The organism is Falsiruegeria sp. JB4-1 (assembly GCF_055693495.1).
Map to the genome: position 1 here is coordinate 2939055 of NZ_JBVFTZ010000001.1, position 16932 is coordinate 2955986.

At 57.4% G+C, this 16932-nt stretch carries 13 protein-coding genes and 2 pseudogenes; 7 read left to right on the forward strand and 8 right to left on the reverse strand.

Annotated elements, in window-relative coordinates:
- Positions 1-47: 47 nt before the first annotated feature.
- Positions 48-962, reverse strand: coding sequence for a 3-dehydrocarnitine:acetyl-CoA trimethylamine transferase BcoG (bcoG, locus tag ACZ1HE_RS15020; RefSeq protein ID WP_472622036.1), 915 nt, complete (start codon positions 960-962; stop codon positions 48-50).
- Between the two features lie 134 nt (positions 963-1096).
- On the opposite strand from bcoG, the gene ACZ1HE_RS15025 reads away from it, so the two are divergent.
- Positions 1097-2083: a GlxA family transcriptional regulator gene (locus tag ACZ1HE_RS15025; protein ID WP_472622038.1), complete on the forward strand. Its 987-nt coding sequence runs from the start codon at positions 1097-1099 to the stop codon at positions 2081-2083.
- Between the two features lie 68 nt (positions 2084-2151).
- On the opposite strand, the gene ACZ1HE_RS15030 is transcribed toward ACZ1HE_RS15025, so the two are convergent.
- Positions 2152-3198: an aldo/keto reductase gene (locus ACZ1HE_RS15030; RefSeq protein ID WP_472622040.1), complete on the reverse strand. Its 1047-nt coding sequence runs from the start codon at positions 3196-3198 to the stop codon at positions 2152-2154.
- A gap of 114 nt (positions 3199-3312) precedes the next feature.
- Between ACZ1HE_RS15030 and ACZ1HE_RS15035 the strand changes: the two genes are divergently transcribed.
- From ACZ1HE_RS15035 to ACZ1HE_RS15045, 3 genes and pseudogenes are all read left to right on the forward strand, one after another.
- Entirely contained in the window at positions 3313-3711 is a 399-nt protein-coding gene (locus ACZ1HE_RS15035) for a rhodanese-like domain-containing protein (protein ID WP_472622042.1), read from the forward strand.
- Positions 3712-3774: 63 nt separating this feature from the next.
- Positions 3775-4409, forward strand: a pseudogene (locus tag ACZ1HE_RS15040) (ImuA family protein).
- Between the two features lie 144 nt (positions 4410-4553).
- Positions 4554-5141 carry a YceI family protein gene (locus tag ACZ1HE_RS15045; protein ID WP_472622044.1) on the forward strand — a complete coding sequence of 196 codons (588 nt, stop codon included), beginning with the start codon at positions 4554-4556 and terminating at the stop codon, positions 5139-5141.
- A 54-nt stretch (positions 5142-5195) separates the two neighbouring features.
- Here ACZ1HE_RS15045 and ACZ1HE_RS15050 read toward each other — a convergent pair whose 3' ends face one another.
- A complete protein-coding gene (locus ACZ1HE_RS15050; RefSeq protein ID WP_472622046.1) occupies positions 5196-5789 on the reverse strand; it encodes a hypothetical protein in 594 nt (197 codons plus the stop codon).
- 4 nt (positions 5790-5793) lie between these two features.
- Between ACZ1HE_RS15050 and ACZ1HE_RS15055 the strand changes: the two genes are divergently transcribed.
- A complete protein-coding gene (locus ACZ1HE_RS15055; protein ID WP_472622048.1) occupies positions 5794-7017 on the forward strand; it encodes an MFS transporter in 1224 nt (407 codons plus the stop codon).
- A 511-nt stretch (positions 7018-7528) separates the two neighbouring features.
- On the opposite strand, the gene ACZ1HE_RS15060 is transcribed toward ACZ1HE_RS15055, so the two are convergent.
- Positions 7529-9199 carry a flotillin family protein gene (locus tag ACZ1HE_RS15060; protein ID WP_472622050.1) on the reverse strand — a complete coding sequence of 557 codons (1671 nt, stop codon included), beginning with the start codon at positions 9197-9199 and terminating at the stop codon, positions 7529-7531.
- Between the two features lie 63 nt (positions 9200-9262).
- A complete protein-coding gene (locus ACZ1HE_RS15065) occupies positions 9263-9970 on the reverse strand; it encodes an OB-fold-containig protein (protein WP_472622052.1) in 708 nt (235 codons plus the stop codon).
- Between the two features lie 235 nt (positions 9971-10205).
- Between ACZ1HE_RS15065 and metG the strand changes: the two genes are divergently transcribed.
- Positions 10206-11921 carry a methionine--tRNA ligase gene (gene metG / locus ACZ1HE_RS15070; protein WP_472622054.1) on the forward strand — a complete coding sequence of 572 codons (1716 nt, stop codon included), beginning with the start codon at positions 10206-10208 and terminating at the stop codon, positions 11919-11921.
- A 445-nt stretch (positions 11922-12366) separates the two neighbouring features.
- On the opposite strand, the pseudogene ACZ1HE_RS15075 reads toward metG, so the two are convergent.
- From ACZ1HE_RS15075 to ACZ1HE_RS15085, 3 genes and pseudogenes are all read right to left on the reverse strand, one after another.
- Positions 12367-13688, reverse strand: a pseudogene (locus ACZ1HE_RS15075) (aspartate aminotransferase family protein).
- Positions 13685-14443 carry a beta-keto acid cleavage family enzyme gene (locus ACZ1HE_RS15080; protein WP_472622056.1) on the reverse strand — a complete coding sequence of 253 codons (759 nt, stop codon included), beginning with the start codon at positions 14441-14443 and terminating at the stop codon, positions 13685-13687. The pseudogene ACZ1HE_RS15075 and the gene ACZ1HE_RS15080 overlap by 4 nt, the downstream one beginning before the upstream one ends.
- 74 nt (positions 14444-14517) lie before the next feature.
- Complete coding sequence (locus tag ACZ1HE_RS15085; RefSeq protein WP_472622058.1) at positions 14518-15495, reverse strand: GlxA family transcriptional regulator; 978 nt, start codon at positions 15493-15495, stop codon at positions 14518-14520.
- A gap of 253 nt (positions 15496-15748) precedes the next feature.
- On the opposite strand from ACZ1HE_RS15085, the gene ACZ1HE_RS15090 reads away from it, so the two are divergent.
- Positions 15749-16930, forward strand: coding sequence for an efflux RND transporter periplasmic adaptor subunit (locus ACZ1HE_RS15090; protein WP_472622060.1), 1182 nt, complete (start codon positions 15749-15751; stop codon positions 16928-16930).
- The last annotated feature ends 2 nt before the right edge of the window (positions 16931-16932 follow it).

Here is a 16932-nt window from a genome sequence, read left to right on the forward strand (position 1 = left end):
GATGCCTGCTGTATTTCCTTTTCGCTTCATCGCCCACAAGGGGAACTTCAGCCCTTGGGAGCCCGTTTCACCAGACCCAGCTTCTCGCGGACTTCCTGCGGCCCGATGACCCGCGCGCCCATGTTCTCGATGATCGAGCCCGCCCGTTCCACCAACTGCCAGTTCTCGGCCAACACGCCTTTCTCCAGCCACAGGTTATCTTCCAGACCGACACGCACGTTGCCACCCGCCAGAACGGCTGCTGCAACATAAGCCATCTCGTTGCGACCCAGCGAGAACGCCGAGAAGGTCCACTCGTCTGGCACGTTGTTGACCATCGCCATGAACGTGTTCAGATCGTCGGGTGCGCCCCACGGCACCCCCATGCACAGTTGCACCAGCGCGTTGGGTTCCAGAACCCCCTCTTTCACCAGCTGTTTGGCAAACCAAAGGTGCCCAGTATCAAAGGCTTCGATCTCGGGCTTAACGCCCAGATCGGTCATCATCTGCCCCATGGCGCGCAACGCGCCGGGGGTGTTTGTCATGACATAATCGGCTTCGGCAAAGTTCATCGTGCCGCAATCCAGCGTGCAAATCTCGGGCAGGCATTCGGCCACATGGGCCACCCGCTCGGACGCGCCAACCAGGTCAGTTCCTGCCTCGGCCAATGGCAACGGGTTCTCGATCCCGCCGAATACCATATCGCCGCCCATGCCAGCAGTGAGGTTCAGTACCATGTCCACTTCCGCGTCGCGAATACGGTCCGTCACTTCACGGAACATGCCCAGATCGCGGGAGGGGGCGCCGGTTTCAGGGTCGCGCACGTGGCAGTGCACAACTGCCGCACCTGCCTTGGCCGCCGCAATCGCACTGTCGGCGATCTGCTTGGGCGAACGGGGCACATGGGGGCTGCGATCTTGCGTCCCGCCCGAGCCGGTCACGGCGCAGGTGATGAAGACTTCGCGGTTCATTTCCAAAGGCATTTGCGTTTTCCCTTCGATTTACCGTCTTTTGCCTGTGCTTATCCCCAGGCTTGTCCACGGATTCCAATTTGCGTTCATCCCCGACTCTGGCGCAGCTTTGTCACGAGAACTTCACATGATGCGAATCGAACTTGATGAAATCCGCAAAAAACATACTTCAGCCCGAGCACCGCGCCCTGAAAACGGCCGTTTTGGTGCTGGATGATTGCAACACGCTCAGCTTCGCGGCGGCCGTTGATCCGATGCGCGCAGCCAATCGGCTGGCCGACCGCCCGGCGTTTGACTGGGACTATGTCACCGCAACGGACGCGCCCGCGCATCTGACCAGCGGCCTGGCCGTACCCGGCATCCCGCTGGCTCGGTTGGAGGGCTGTGATCTGTTGATCGTCATCGCCGGTTTTCAATTGGCGCGCCACGCCACCCCCAGCTTGCTGGCCGGTCTGCGCCGCATCGCGGCCAGTGGAGCCACAATTGCTGGCATTGACGGTGGCCCCTGGCTCATGGCCGAGGCTGGTTTGCTGGATGGTCACTCTGCCACCACCCATTGGGAAGACTTGGACAACTTCGCTAACCGCTTCCCCGAGATCGAGGTTCTGCGCGACCGCTTCACCCTATCCGAAGGCCGCCTCACATCCGGCGGTGCCATGCCCGCAATCGAGATGATGTTGCACATAATCGCCGCCCGCCATGGGTCCGGCTTTGCCTCACGCGTTTCGGGCCTATTCCTGTATGATGGCGCGCCCGCACCAACAAAACCGCAAAGCCGCACCGGGTTGCCCTATCGCCACAACGCGCTGACCGCCAAGGCCAACGCCCTGATGGAGGCCGCGCTGGATGAGCCGATGCCACTGACCGACATTGCCTCCACCCTGGGCACCAGCCCTCGCACGCTTCAGCAACAATTCCGCCTGCGCCTGAACACCACGCCGCAGGATCACTATCTGCACTTGCGCCTGGCCGAAGCTCGCCGTCTTGTCACCGACACGGAAATGCCGCTGATGGATGTGGCCATGGCGACCGGCTTCACATCGCAATCCAGCTTTGCCCGCGCTTTTCGTACGGCGCACGGCCTAACGGCCCGCGACCTAAGGCAGGACCACGGGCAACCCACACACCACTAGATTTCTTCTCGGTGAAAATACGGCGGGGAGAGCCGCAGGTGGGGGGCAGCGCCCCCTTCCCGTCCGCATCAATAGGGCATCGGATGCGCTCGATGCGCGGCGTTGATTTCATCCAGCACCTCTGCAGACAAAACAACATCCACCGAGCCCAAGATGTGCTCCAACTGCTCCATCCGCGTTGCCCCAAAGATGGCCGAGGCCATGAACGGACGGGTCCGGCACCACGCCAAGGCCATATGCACCGGATCCAGCCCGTGCTTTTGAGCAATTGTTAGATAGACATCCACCGCATCGTAGACACGCTCGGAATGACGCCCTCCAAGTTCAGGGCTGATTGCCTTGCGAGACCCGTCCGGCACCGCCCCGCCTTGATACTTACCTGTCAGCAACCCTGTGCCCAAAGGTGAAAAGGCCATCAGCCCCACATCTTCGTTCACGCTCAATTCGGCCAGATCGGTGTCATACATCCGGCACAGCAGCGAATATTCGTTCTGGATTGTCGCCACACGCGGCCCATGTCCGGCCTCGGCCAATCGCAACCACTGCGCCGTGCCCCAGGCGCTTTCGTTCGACAGCCCAAAGGCCCGGATATTGCCCTTGTCGACCTGAGCCTGCAGCGCCTCCAGGCACTCGACCATATTCTCCAACACCTCAGCAGGGTTCTGCCCCGAGGGATCAAAGGTCCAGTTCTGCCGGAACATGTAGCTGCCGCGATTGGGCCAGTGGAATTGGTAGAGGTCGATGTAATCCGTCTGCAACCGCTTCAACGAGCCCTCAATCGCCTCTGGAATGGTCGCCGCCGAAATCGGCGCGCCGTCACGGGCGTGGGCAAAACCCGCGCCCGAGTGTTTCGTGGCCAGAATGTAATCGCCCCGCAGGCTTGCGTGGGCCGCATTCCAAGTGCCAATGATCTCTTCAGTCCGCCCCACGGTTTCCGCCGAGATCGGGTTCACCGGATACATTTCGGCCGCATCAACAAAATTGATGCCCGAGGCCAGCGCCAAATCCAACTGCGCATGGGCCTCGGCCTCTCCAGTCTGAGTACCAAAGGTCATCGTGCCCAGGCACAGTTCGGACACCTGCAGGCCGGTGCGGCCCAACGGGTTCATCTTCATGGGAAATCCTCTCACTGCTTGGGCGCAGACCCTAGCGGGCAATCGGGCAGAGGCAACCCCTTGTCGGCCGCCCTAATTTCAGACAGCCTGCATAGTGACAAAGGGGAGAGAGCAATGCCGCAAACCATTACCAAAGGGATCAAGACGCTTCTGGCCGAGGCCAACGAACAGGTCGAAACCATGCCCGTTGCCGAGGCCAAGACGCTTTACGACAATGACGACTATGTCTTTGTCGACCTGCGCGACATCCGCGAGCTTCAACGCGCAGGCATGATCCCCGGCGCCTTCTCCTGTCCGCGCGGGATGCTCGAATTCTGGATCGATCCCGACAGCCCCTATCACAAGGACGTCTTCAACCAGGACAAAACCTATGTCTTCTACTGCGCCAGCGCCTGGCGCTCCGCACTCAGCGCCAAGATTGCCCAAGAGATGGGCCTCTCCCCTGTGCTGCACCTTGAGGGTGGGTTCACCGAATGGCTGAAACAGGACGGAGCCGTGCAGGAAAAGTCCTAAAGAAGCGTTGCCTCTCTTCGCACCCCAATTGAGAACAAAGAGGGAACATGATACAGTGTGATCATGTCGACTCACCTGCTCAAACGCCACACCAATCGCCGTACCGGGCCAGCGCTGCCCCTGCACCCCGAGGTCTCCTTGCAATTGGCCCGCGTGCACGAAGCCTGCGGCCCGGCGCGGCGCAGCTTTGCCCTGTGGCTGGCCGGGAAAATGCAAGGCCCCATCCTGTGGATCGCACCCGCGTGGGAGGCGGACCGACTGAACCCCGACGGGATGCTGGATTTTGCCGATCCGGCGCGGTTCATCTTTGTCCACCCCCGCCGGACCGAGGATCTGCTGTGGAGCATGGAGGAAGCCTTGCGGGCCGGCGCCGTGCCGCTGGTAATTGGGGATCTACCCGCAGCCCCTGCCCTGACACCCGTGCGGCGGATGCATCTGGCGGCAGAAACCGGCGGCACCCTGGGCAAGGCACCGCTTGGGTTGCTTCTGACCCTGGTGATGGTGGCTCGCAAGGGATTGAGAGCCGCTGGCACATGGCCCCCACTCACAGTGGTACGAAACGACGCTGGCAGCTGGAGCGCCGCCGCGCCCGCGCCCTGCCCCCAATGACCTGGATCGCCACACAAACCCGGCCCCGCGCCGGATTGACCCTTGCACGGCATTCCGACGAACCGTGTTCTGGGATCACACCCGGCTGACAATACGGTGAAAACCGCAGACTTTTGCACATGCGCAGGCCATTTCATGTCAGGCTAGTCCCACAAGGATGCCCAATGAAGCCTATTCCAAGACCAGACCAGCCTCGACAGCCCACTAGTTGCGGATTGAACTCAAAACCACAGTTGAGCCGCCGCGCGATGGTTCTGTCACTGGCCAGCCTTCCGTTTGCCAGAGCAGCCTATGCGAGGCCCACGCGCTATGAGTTGGACAAGCAAAATTCGTCTGTCGGCTTTTCATTCAAACTCTCAGGGGCGGCACAACATGGCACGATGCCGGTCAAAAGCGCCGACATCATGATTGACCCGCAAGACCTGGCTGCTAGCTCTGTCGACGTGACTGTAGATGTGACACGCGCCAAAACAGGGCTGTTTTTTGTCACACAGGCCATGACCGGCGCCGAAGTACTTTACGCCGAGCGATATCCGGTCATTCGCTTCACCTCGACCCGCGTCCAGCTGGGGGCCAGGGGGCGCATATCCGACGGCGCACAAATACATGGCAAACTGAAAGTGCGTGACGTTGTTCAGCCAGTTGTTTTAACAGCAGAAATCTACCGGCAACGTGGCAGCGCTACTGGAGACCTCAGTCAACTCAACGTCCGGCTGGGCGGGCAGATCAGCCGCGACACATTCGGCGCTTCTGGCTACAAGGATCTTGTTGCCGACACGGTCGCATTGGACATAAGGGCGACTGTCAAACAGGTAGAATGACAGCCGTGAAACGAGGTGGCCATGGCAATGAATACCTGGCCTGCATAAGTCCCCTCACTTGATGCGGGCGACATAGCGCTCCTTGTTCTGATTGACTAAAACGAGTTTGCCGCCGTTTACCACGTAAAGATCGAACCGCGGGTTGCTATATCCGATGCAACGCATTCCGCTGTCGTAGAACTGGTATGTATTTGCGGCCCACTTCTGCGAACCAGAATGGTAAGAGTATGAGCCATTCTCCCAATATTGCTCGTATTCGCCACTGGGAAAAATGACCTTTCGTCCTGACAGGTTCTTTTTCAGCCAAGCGGCATTCACACGCTGATCTCCGCTTTGCAAGAAACTCTTTGCAACTGCAGGAGACGATTTCGGACAGGCAGCCAGAGCAACCGTTCCAATGCAAACGAACACCAACGACAAGATCAATCGACCCATAAAAATTCTCCGAAATAAGTTCTGTTCAATCCAGCGTTGCGAAACCAAGAGATGCTCCGCCCGCCCAAGAACACCATAATCACAAGCGATCCACATCACGAAAGAAAAAACGGGGACCGGAAACCATCCAACAAATATTGAAAATCGACCAAAATCGACCTGCACAGGTCGATTAATCGCGTGCATCCCACGACAAAGCACGTAAGGCTGCACAATTATGCGCCTGATCGTTTCATTTGCCGCCCTATTCTTGTCCGTCGTCTTGTTGCAACTTTCGACCGGAGGTGTCGGCCCGCTCGATGCCATCTCGGGGCTGACATTGGATTTCAGCAAAGAGCACATCGGTTTGCTGGGGTCGGCGCATTTTGTCGGCTTTTTCATAGGTTGTTGGTGGGCGCCACGCCTTATGGGAAGCATTGGCCATTCGCGGGCTTTTGCCGTGTGCACGGCATTGGGTGCCATGGGATTGATCGGCCATACTTTGACCGAAAACCCATATATCTGGGCCGCTCTTAGGATTGCGTCAGGCACATGCGTTGCCGGTTGTTATACCGTGATCGAAGCTTGGCTGAATTCCAAAGTCACCAACGAGAACCGGGGCCGCGCAACTGGTACCTATCGTATCGTGGATATGAGCGCCTCGCTGGGAGCGCAGCTGATCATCGCCATTCTTCCGCCTGCGTCATACGTCTCGTACAATCTCCTGGCCATTCTTTGCTGCGCTGCTCTACTGCCTCTCACCCTGACGAAAGCCAGTCAGCCCGAAACACCTAAGGCGCCGCGTTTGCGACCTAAATTGGCCTGGCGTTGTTCTCCGCTTGCAGTTGCTGGCGTGATCGTGGCGGCGCTTAGTTCGGCCTCGTTCCGAATGGTTGGCCCCGTATACGGGCAGGAAGTAGGCTTGGAGATCGATCAGATCGCCTTTTTCCTGGCCTCATTCGTTCTGGGCGGCGCACTGGCACAATATCCAATGGGCTGGTTGGCAGACAAATTCGACCGCCGCTGGGTCTTGATCTGGCTATCTGCAGTGGCGGTCGTCAGCTGCGGCATTACAATGGCAGCCAGCGGCACAGGTACTCTGGGTGTGATGTTGGCCGCAGGGTTCTTTGGTTTCACCACCTTCCCGATCTTTTCGGTTTCTGCCGCGCACGCCAATGACTTTGCCACATCCGAACAACGGGTTGAGCTGTCGGCCGCGCTCATGTTCTTTTTTGCACTAGGCGCAATAGCATCGCCTTATGTGTCATCCTCGTTGATCGACGCCTATGGGCCAGGGGCGCTATTTGCCTTTGTCGCATCAGGCCACGTTGTACTGATCGTCTTCGGCCTGACCCGTATGCGAGCTCGTCCAACACCCGATGAGCGCACCAACTATGTCTACGCGCCACGCACGTCGTTCACCATCGGGCGACTTCTGCGCAAGCAGCGCGAGGGAAAATAGGAACACGAGACAACGAAGAAGGTCATCACCGAAGAAAACCGACGGGATCCTGTGGGCTGCTTTGTTGGTAATGCGCTGATTGTGCTTCGAGAGGCAAATTGTAAACTGGGGCGATGAAAAAGTGGTTCAGGAAAACAGTCTTTGTAGTTTGCACGGGTTTTTCAGCAATTTTCCTCTTTGCGTACTATCAGTCCAACTTCAAAAAGAGGGACTGTTTCAACGAGTTGGGCAGATGCTTTGAGAGCGATGCAATGGTTGTTCATTTGGAACAGTCAGGTGCAGCATGGCTGCCCTTGGCCATGCTCGCATCCGGTGTTGCGCTCTATCAACTCTGGTGTTTGACCCGTTGACCCATGGCACTTTAGCCTCTCAGTGAACAATTGACTAAGTTGCTGGACATTTGCCGACCGAAGCCGGAAGGCCAATGGCTTGCGTCATGTGCCCATTTGTTCCGGCTTCTACGGAACAAATGGGCCGGAAGAACCGGCCCATTTAGCTTGCTAATCGTTGGTTAATGGGTCGTGGATTCAACGTCCGCAGCTTCGATGTTTTGAGCAACCTCCTCGGTCACCGGCCCCAACACGCCATTTGCCACGCCGCTCACGCCGTTTTCCATCGACAAGCCCAACTCTTCGCCCAGCTTCTTGAGCGCGGGCATCTGCACGGCCATGCCCATGATCGAATCCAGTGCCTGGTTCACCACTGGCTTGTCGCCGCCTGCACCGCCGCCGGTCGCTGGCATGCCGACACCGCCCACTTGGTGGATCTTGATCGAGTCGATCTTTTCGGCCGGTTTGACCATCTCGGCCACGATCCCCGGCATCGCCTCGATCCGTGCCAAATCGACCTTCATGTCGATCAGCTCGGGCGACAACACATTCTCGGCCTCGACAATCGCGCGCTTACCTTCAGCTTCGGCCAGCATGTCGTTTTTCTTGGCCTCGGCCCGGATGTTGAGCGCATCGGCCTCGGCCTGCGCCTCTTCACGGCGTGCTTCGGCGCGGTCTGCTGCAGCTTCTTTCTCGGCTTGCGCCGCCAATCGGATCGCGGTCGCCTGACGCTCGGCCTCACGAGTCGCTTCGATCAAAACGATCTGCTTCTGACGCTCGGCCTCGGCCACTTCGCGCGCGGTTGCCACGGCTTCGGTCGCTTTGGTTGCTTCGGCCCGGGCCAGGTCGGCAGACGCACGGGCGCGGCTTTCCTCTTCAGACTTCTGCGCGATGATGATCTGGCGTTCCTGTTCGGCAACCTCCAGTTCGCGCTCTTTCGAGATTTCAGCATCGCGGATCTTCCGCTCGCGCTCAATCTCGGCGGCGCGGATGGCCTCTTCCCGCGCAATCCGGGCGCGTTCGGTTTCACGCACCGAATCCTCCATCCGAGCCGCAATCTCGGCCTCTTGTGCAGCTTTCATGGTTTCGACCTGCTGCGCCTGCTCGATGCGGGCTTGCTCTTCGTCTTGCTCGATCAGCATCCGCTGACGCGCGGCTTCCATCGCAGCACGGCGCACTTCGACCTCGGCATCCGCATCAATCTGCGCGCGCTCTTTCTTGGACGTCGCGATGACTTCGGCCAATTTGCGCATACCAACGGCGTTAAAGGCGTTGTTCTCGTCCAAAGCTTCAAATGGGGTCTGGTCCAGAGCCGTCAGCGAGACGGACTCCAGCGACAGGCCGTTTTTCAACAGATCCTCGGACACCGCATTCTGCACCTCTTGTACAAAATCAGCGCGGTTTTCATGCAGACCGTCCATGGTCATCTGGGCCGCCACAGCGCGCAGGCCGTCGATCAGCTTACCTTCGATCATCTCGCGCAGTTGCTCGACATCGAATGTCCGGCTGCCAAGTGTTTGCGCAGCCCGCGCGATCCCCTCCTCAGAAGCCTGTACGGAGACGTAAAATTCAACGCCCACGTCCACACGCATACGGTCTTGGGTGATCAGAGCAGCCTCGCCGTTGCGCTGCACTTCAAGGCGCAGGGTTTTCATGTTCACCGGGCTCACCTCGTGCAGCAGCGGCACGACAATGGTACCCCCGTCCATGATCACCCGCTTGCCACCTGCCCCTGTCTTCACAAGGCTGATCTCGCGGGTAGACCGGCGATACAATCGGCCCAGAACAAGGCCAATCAAAAGCAAAACAACAATGACTGAGGCGACAACAATCGCCAGGAATTCAAATTCCATGCTTAATCCTCCACTTTGGAATTTTTTGATAGTTTTCGACCTAGGTAGGTCGGGCCTGTCGCGTCACTCGGACAGGCCGATCAGAACAAATGCACCGTTTCGGCGATTGCGTAACACCAGCACTTCGGTGCCTTGACCCAGTGTCTCACCGTCTTGCAGGGGTTCGGCCCGCAGGTAGTGGGAGTTTCCGTAGCGGTCGGTTACACGTACCTCGGCCGGGCGACCGCGCGCGGCAGTGCCTTGGGTGATCACCCCACGGCTGCGCGCCAACATGCGCTCAGACACGGCTTCGGTCTCGGTCTTGGGTAAAAGGCGGGCAAAGACCGCGCCAAAGCCACGTGCAAACCACAGACCGAAGGCCCCCGCCGGGATCGCAGCCCAGATCGCAGGCAGGTCAGCCCCGATCAGATTGCGCAAGGCGATCTGCAGGCCCATGCCGCTCAGGCCAAAGCCCATCAGCAAAACCGCAAGCCAGATCATAAAGGGCATGCGCCCCAGACCTAGCCAGCTTGCCGGACCCGGAGCGGCCATTTCAGGCGCAACATCCGGTTCTACGTCAGCGATTTCAAAGGCATCCGCATCCACGTCGATGTCCAGATCCAGATCACCAAGTTCCGGCGCAACATCGACATCCATGTCGAGTTCCCCGTCACCGGCCATCAGGCTTCCACCCAAGAGCAGCGCAACCAATTCCAGCCCCAGCAAACCGACAAGCAATGCCAGTGCCAAAGTGAACGGTGCAAAAGCTGCATCAAGTAGAAATTCGAACATCAAAACCCCTTCGGTATACATTTGTATGCAATCAAAATGGGAAGCCCGCCACAACTTTTCAAGACATTACAACCACAAAAGACAACCAAAGGTAATGTCAACATGAAGCCAAAGCGACCTTTCGCGCCTGTTTCATGTCAAAGCGGTGACAGGAAAATCGCGCCAAACAAAGGCCGCCCTTTTGCTGGCCCGCGACATGGGTTAGACGGGCCACAGACATCAGACGGAAGCGGATATGGCACGGATTCTCATCACCTCGGCGATTCCCTACATCAACGGGATCAAGCACCTCGGCAATCTGATTGGCTCGCAGCTGCCTGCGGACCTGTATGCGCGGTACAACCGCGGCCGGGGCAACGAGGTCATGTTCCTGTGCGCCACCGATGAACACGGCACCCCGGCCGAACTGGCCGCCGCCAAGGCGGGCAAACCGGTGGCGGAATACTGCGCCGAAATGCACGGTGTGCAGTCGGATATTGCAGACCGGTTCGGGTTGAGCTTTGACCACTTTGGCCGCTCATCCAGCCCGCAAAACCACAGGCTGACCCAGCATTTTGCGGGCAAACTGGCGGACGCCGGGTTGATCCGTGAAGTGAGCGAAAAGCAGGTCTATTCCAACGCCGACGGTCGGTTCCTGCCAGATCGCTATATTGAGGGCACCTGCCCCAACTGCGGCTATGACAAGGCGCGCGGCGACCAGTGTGAGAACTGCACCAAGCAGTTGGACCCCACCGATTTGATCGAGCCACGTTCGGCTGTCAGCGGCTCGACCGATCTGGAGGTGCGCGAAACCAAGCACCTCTATCTGTGTCAGTCGCAGCTCAAGGATCAGCTGGACGCCTGGATCGACGGCAAAGCGGATTGGCCGGTGCTGACCACGTCAATTGCCAAGAAATGGCTGCATGACGGTGACGGCCTACAGGACCGTGGCATCACCCGTGATCTGGATTGGGGCATTCCGGTCAAAAAGGGCGACGCCGACTGGCCCGGCATGGAAGGCAAGGTGTTCTACGTCTGGTTCGACGCGCCGATTGAATACATCGCCTGCGCTGGCGAATGGGCCGAGGCGAACGGCAAGGCGGACGCGGACTGGGAACGCTGGTGGCGTACCGACAAAGGCGCGGGGGATGTGAAATACGTCCAATTCATGGGCAAAGATAACGTGCCATTCCATACACTGTCGTTTCCGGCGACCATTCTGGGCTCGGGCGAGCCATGGAAAATGGTCGACCACCTGAAATCGTTCAACTACCTGAATTATGACGGCGGTCAGTTCTCGACCAGCCAGGGGCGCGGCGTGTTCATGGATCAGGCGCTGGACATTTTGCCCGCGGATTACTGGCGCTGGTGGCTGTTGAGCCACGCGCCAGAGAACAGCGATAGCGAGTTCACTTGGGAAAACTTCCAAACCTCGGTGAACAAGGATCTGGCCGACGTGCTTGGCAATTTTGTCAGCCGCATCACCAAATTCTGTCGGTCCAAATTCTCGGAAGCTGTGCCAGAGGGCGAATACGGCGAGGCAGAGCAGACGCTGATTGCCGATCTGACCACCCGCGTACGCGCCTATGAGAAGTACATGGAGGCGATGGAAGTTCGTAAATCCGCTCAAGAGCTGCGCGCGATCTGGGTTGCAGGCAATGAGTATTTGCAAAACACCGCACCATGGACCGCGTTCAAGACTGATCCTGCCAAAGCTGCGGGACAGGTGCGCATGGGTTTGAACCTGATCCGCTTCTACGCGGTGCTGAGCGCGCCGTTTATCCCTACAGCCTCAGCCAAGATGCTAAGTGCGATGAACACGCTCGACACCAGCTGGCCCGACGACGTCGAGGCGGCGCTGAACGCCCTGCCCGCCGGGCATGAGTTCACCGTGCCAGAGGTGCTGTTTGCCAAAATCACCGACGAGCAGCGCGAAGAATGGCAAGAGCGGTTCTCGGGCATTCGCGACTGATCAACACATCCGCGGACACGACTAGCCACCTGCTGTTCTCAAGACGGCAGGTGTTCCTACGTTTGCGGGACTCTTAGTCGACGATCGGTTGCGACAGCACGAATTCCTTTTGTTGCTGTTCGGCTGTGGTACCGCCTTCAGCCTCACGTACGCTGTGCCCTATGTCGGAGCAGACCTGGAAATTGCCGCTGCAGCACAGGCGGACTTTTGGGACTGTAACCCCTCGGGCAGGCTTTTGACCGGATTGCTACAGCCAGACAGAACCAATGGCACTGCCGCCAAAACAATAAGTTTCTTCATTAGACATTCCCCCAAAATTTTTTCCATTTTGCGCGAAAATTCAGAAAACGCCAAAGATTCCTTGCAGCCCCTTGTTTATTAAATGAAAGTCTCGGCTCGAACTGTTTCCGAAATTATAACAATCCCGGGCAATTTCCCTCATTGTCTACCCAACTGCAGTTTCGATCGCCTCCGCCAGGCGTGTCGCTATCAATTGCGGATCGGTGTCGGACATAATGAATGGAGGCGCGAGCAGGACATGATCCCCAGATCGGCCATCACGGGTGCCCGGCATAGGATAACATATCAATCCGTTCGCGACCGCTGCCTTCTTTATTTTCCCGGCCAACCCAAGCGCCGCGTCAAAGGGTGACTTTGTATCCCGGTTTTCCACCAGTTCGACCCCCCAGAACAGACCGCGCCCCCGAATATCCCCGACGTACGGGTGTTGCCCCAGCGTGTTGTTCAAGGCGGTTTCCAACACCCCACCCAGCTCGCGCACCCGTGGCATCATGCCAGGATCCGTCAATTCACGAACCACAGCCAGACCAGCCGCCGTCGCTGTCGGGTGACCGATATATGTGTGACCATGTTGAAAGAACCCCGATCCCTCTGAAATGGCGTTATAAATCGCCCCAGAGCACAGCATCGCGCCAATTGGCTGATAACCTGCCCCCAACCCTTTGGCGATGGTAACGATGTCAGGTCGCACATCCTCGCCGTTACATGCGAACAGATGACCCGTACGCCCCATCCCGCACATGACCTCATCCAAGATCAGCAAGACGCCGTATGCGTCACAAATTTCACGGATGCGCGTGTAGTAGCCTTCAACCGCCGGAACAGCTCCCAACGTGGCACCGACAACTGGTTCAGCCACAAAGGCCATAACCGTTTCTGGTCCAAGGCGTAAAATCTCTTCTTCCAATTCATTCGCAACGCGCTGGCCATACTCATAAAGGCTCTCACCCGTGTCGCGTTCGGCATATTCATAGCAAGGCGCAATATGGCTTACCCCGATCAGTAACGGGTCAAATTGCTGACGACGCCAGGCGTTCCCACCCGCCGCTAGCGCACCAAGCGTGTTGCCGTGATAGCTTTGTCGACGCGCAATCAAGTTACGGCGTTCGGGCTGCCCGATTTCCAAAAATACTGCCGAGCCAATTTGATCGCCGCCTCAACCGCTTCGGAGCCACCGGATACGAAATACACGCGCTCGATCCCGGCGGGGGCATTGGCAATCAGCAAGTCAGCCAGTTGTTCAGCAGGTTCCGAGGTAAAAAAGCCGGTATGTGCAAAGGCCAAAGTGTCAATTTGGTTTTTGATCGCCTCTCGTATGCGTTCGTTTGTATGCCCCAAGCACGACACCGCCGCCCCGCCAGAGGCATCAAAGTACCGTTTTCCATCGCTGTCGATCAAATAGCATCCATCTCCGGCAACCGCGGTAGGCAGGGATGAATGGCAATGACGCGGAAATACATGACTCATGCGGCGTTCCTTTCAAAACAGGCTTTCAAAGATGATACCGCATCGGCATTGCTACGCCAAAGCGCTCCGTCTGGAGCGGTCAGATTATTCTCGAATCCAACTCGCAGGATTTCTGCACCTGACGCTGCAGCCCGGTTCAGGCAGGTTTGTTCGCTTGCTCCAAACGCGCAAACTGAAAACCGCAGATCGCGCATGGCAGCGACAAATTTAAACAATTCGTCCTGTGTCCCGGCGCGAGGCGGTTCATAGGTCCCCAGTACACAGATGACCTCGTCCTGTTCCGGGTGCACGACGCCTTCTCTTCTCCAACGATGCAGCAAGGCAATATCCGTGGCGTCATAGGCAATATGCTGCACACGTGTGCCTTGGTCGGCGCATAGATGGTAGAGTCCGCGTGCAACTTCTGGGTCGCGGTTGATTTCACGAACAGAAACGCTGGCCCAATCCGGTGAGACTTTGGCCAGGCAGTCGAATTGGTCCTGTGGGCCATAAAGGCCCGCGGATTCAGTCGTAAGTTGAACCTGCATCTCGGGTACTGCTCCGCCCAGCGCAGCAATCGCTTCATTGTATCGCCCAGCGTCCAAAGAGTGTCGCCCTTGCTCATCGCGCACATGCAGATGCAATGCTCTCGCTCCCGCGATAAAACAGCTCTTCGCGGTGGCAACGATCTCGTCCAGATCGACTGGCAGGTTCGGATGATCCTCTTGAGTTTTTCGAGCACCGTTCGGAGCAACCATGATCAATGGGATAGGCATATGACGCTGTCCTTGCTTCAACTGCCACTGAACTAGTCCGCAATTTCAATTAAGAACTTCGAATTTTCGACATGTCAGCGCGGATTTTCCGACATCCCTTTTTCTCGCCCCATGCGATCATCCGAGGGCAACACGCCAAAAAACTTTTGATAGTTGCGCGAAAAGGTGGCCGCTGAATACCCGTAGTCCATCGCAATTTCGAGAAGGCTTCTGCGCCCGGCCATTACATCCAGACGCGCGTCTTCCAGTCGCAACTCTTTATAAACATTTGAAGGGGTTCGACCAAACTCCTGCAAAAAAAGCCGCTCAAGCTGGCGTTGTGAAAGTCCTTGCGCCGCAGCTATGTCCGTAAGCGGTAGCGGGTCAAACAAATTTGCCCTCATCGCACCCAGCGCCGCATAGACACGCTGATTGGCCGTTTCAAATCGCATGTCAGAAACACGTCGCTGCGTGGTCCGCCCGTCTCTTACTGCGTCAATAATCAAGCGAGAGGCAATATCATCGGACAAGTCTGCGCCAAACTCACGACGCACCATCCACAACATCAAATCTGTGGCCGCCCCGCCTCCAGCGCAGGTTGCAAAAGAACCATCGACGACAAACAACGAAGCGCTCACCTGAACCAGCGGATGTGACTGACGCAAGTATTGCACGTCTTCCCAGTGAGCAGCGACCCGTCGCCCATCCAACAGCCCGGATTGTGCAAGACGAACCACCCCGGATGAAATTCCCCAGACCGGGTGACCAAGCCTGGCCCAGTCCCGCAACTGTGCTACATAGTTTGAGGCCCTAGTCCGATTGGCACTGGCACCTGCCACGGCGACAATCACGGTGCGTGGCGCAATGTCATCCAATTTGGCGTCCGGAATCAGCTGCAACCCATTGGAGGCCGCAACTGGTGCGTTGGTCATAGACACGGCGCGGTATTCTATGCCTGAGTTGGTTTTCAACTGACCAATCAACCTAAGAACTTCTACTGCAGACGAGAATGCTTGCATCGTAAAGCCTTCGTCTAGAAGAAAGGCAAAGCTCCTTAGATTCTGATTGTGCATCCTATGGTCCTCGGAACCCGCAATTCCAACTGGGTCGACTGAGAGTCGTTAATGATAGCTACCCTGATCGCAAATCAAAAAATCAGTGTGTGATCAATGTTAAGCCTACCACTGTCAAAAAAACCATTGGTTGAGATAATCCCGGAATACGGCCATCCTATGGACAAATACACGCCGACTCGCGTCCGAGGCCGAACCTTTACAGGTGTTTGGCTCATTGTGCGCCAAATACAAAATCCGAGGGGCTCTTCGAATGATCGACAGATCCGATTACTTACGTCCAGACAATAAATACACTCTGCGTCACGGTCTGATTGGCCTCGTCGCTTCGTTCAGCATTTTTTCGACACCCGCTTTGGCGCAGGATGAAGCCGCCGAAAACACGCCTGCCCCGAAAGTCAGCGTTGCCGCGGCATACACCCAGGACATCACCGACGAGGCCGTTTTCATCGGTCGAGGCGAGGCCATCGACAAAGTCGAAATTGTTGCACGCGTCAGCGGCTTTTTGCAAAGCAAGAAGGTCGAAGACGGTAGCTCGGTGGATGAAGGCACACTTTTGTTTGAGATTGAGCCCGATCTCTATGAGGCGACCCTGGAAGCCCGCAAAGCGGACCTGGACCGGGCCGAAGCCGAACTGGAATTGGCAACTGTAGAGTTGGAACGAAAGGAAGAACTGCTGCGGCGAGACGCGGTTCCCGTTTCTGAACGCGATATCGCGCGCGCCAATGAACTGGTAGCCGAAGCTTCGGTCAAATCGGCGCACGCCGCAATTCAACAGGCCGAGCTGGATTTAAGCTACACCAATATCCATGCACCGTTTGCGGGGCGTATTGGCCGCACTGAAACCTCGATTGGTGACATCGTCGGCCCCTCAAACGCGCCGCTGGTTACCATTGTTCGCGAAAGCCCGATCTATGTGGAATTCTCGCTGAATGAAAAGCAGTTGATCACTGTTCTAGAGCAGTTGAATCAGTCAACCGCATCCCTCGTAGAAAGCGGACAAAGCCCCGACGTGTTCCTGGAACTTCCCAATGGCACACCGTTGGACGAATCTGGTGAGATCGTGTTTGTCGACAACCGGATTGACCCATTGACTGGTTCGATTTCATTGCGGGCCGAGTTCAAGAACGAAAGCCGCTTGATCGTGGACGGAGCCTTTTTGCATGTTCGCATTCAGGCGCTGGAGCCCACACCGCGGGTTCTGATACCACAAGCTGCTTTGCAGCGTGATCAGCGCGGGGATTTTGTTCTTGTCGTGAACAATCAGCAAATGGCCGAACAGCGCTATATCACCACCGGAGAGGTAGTTAACACGGCAATCATTGTGCTGGATGGGCTACAGGCCGGAGAAAGTGTGATCGTCGAAGGATTGCAACGAGTTCGACCGGGGGTTGCTGTGGATGCCGTAACTGCGGCTGAAAGCGTCGGGGACTGATC

Excerpts from the sequence above, each read along its gene's own strand:
- ACZ1HE_RS15085 (WP_472622058.1), bottom strand. The coding sequence starts at position 15,495 with ATGCACAATCAGAATCTAAGGAGCTTTGCCTTTCTTCTAGACGAAGGC.
- ACZ1HE_RS15025 (WP_472622038.1), top strand. The coding sequence starts at position 1,097 with ATGAAATCCGCAAAAAACATACTTCAGCCCGAGCACCGCGCCCTGAAA.
- ACZ1HE_RS15060 (WP_472622050.1), bottom strand. The coding sequence starts at position 9,199 with ATGGAATTTGAATTCCTGGCGATTGTTGTCGCCTCAGTCATTGTTGTT.
- ACZ1HE_RS15035 (WP_472622042.1), top strand. The coding sequence starts at position 3,313 with ATGCCGCAAACCATTACCAAAGGGATCAAGACGCTTCTGGCCGAGGCC.
- metG (WP_472622054.1), top strand. The coding sequence starts at position 10,206 with ATGGCACGGATTCTCATCACCTCGGCGATTCCCTACATCAACGGGATC.
- ACZ1HE_RS15065 (WP_472622052.1), bottom strand. The coding sequence starts at position 9,970 with ATGTTCGAATTTCTACTTGATGCAGCTTTTGCACCGTTCACTTTGGCA.
- ACZ1HE_RS15055 (WP_472622048.1), top strand. The coding sequence starts at position 5,794 with ATGCGCCTGATCGTTTCATTTGCCGCCCTATTCTTGTCCGTCGTCTTG.
- bcoG (WP_472622036.1), bottom strand. The coding sequence starts at position 962 with ATGCCTTTGGAAATGAACCGCGAAGTCTTCATCACCTGCGCCGTGACC.
- ACZ1HE_RS15090 (WP_472622060.1), top strand. The coding sequence starts at position 15,749 with ATGATCGACAGATCCGATTACTTACGTCCAGACAATAAATACACTCTG.
- ACZ1HE_RS15080 (WP_472622056.1), bottom strand. The coding sequence starts at position 14,443 with ATGCCTATCCCATTGATCATGGTTGCTCCGAACGGTGCTCGAAAAACT.
- ACZ1HE_RS15030 (WP_472622040.1), bottom strand. The coding sequence starts at position 3,198 with ATGAAGATGAACCCGTTGGGCCGCACCGGCCTGCAGGTGTCCGAACTG.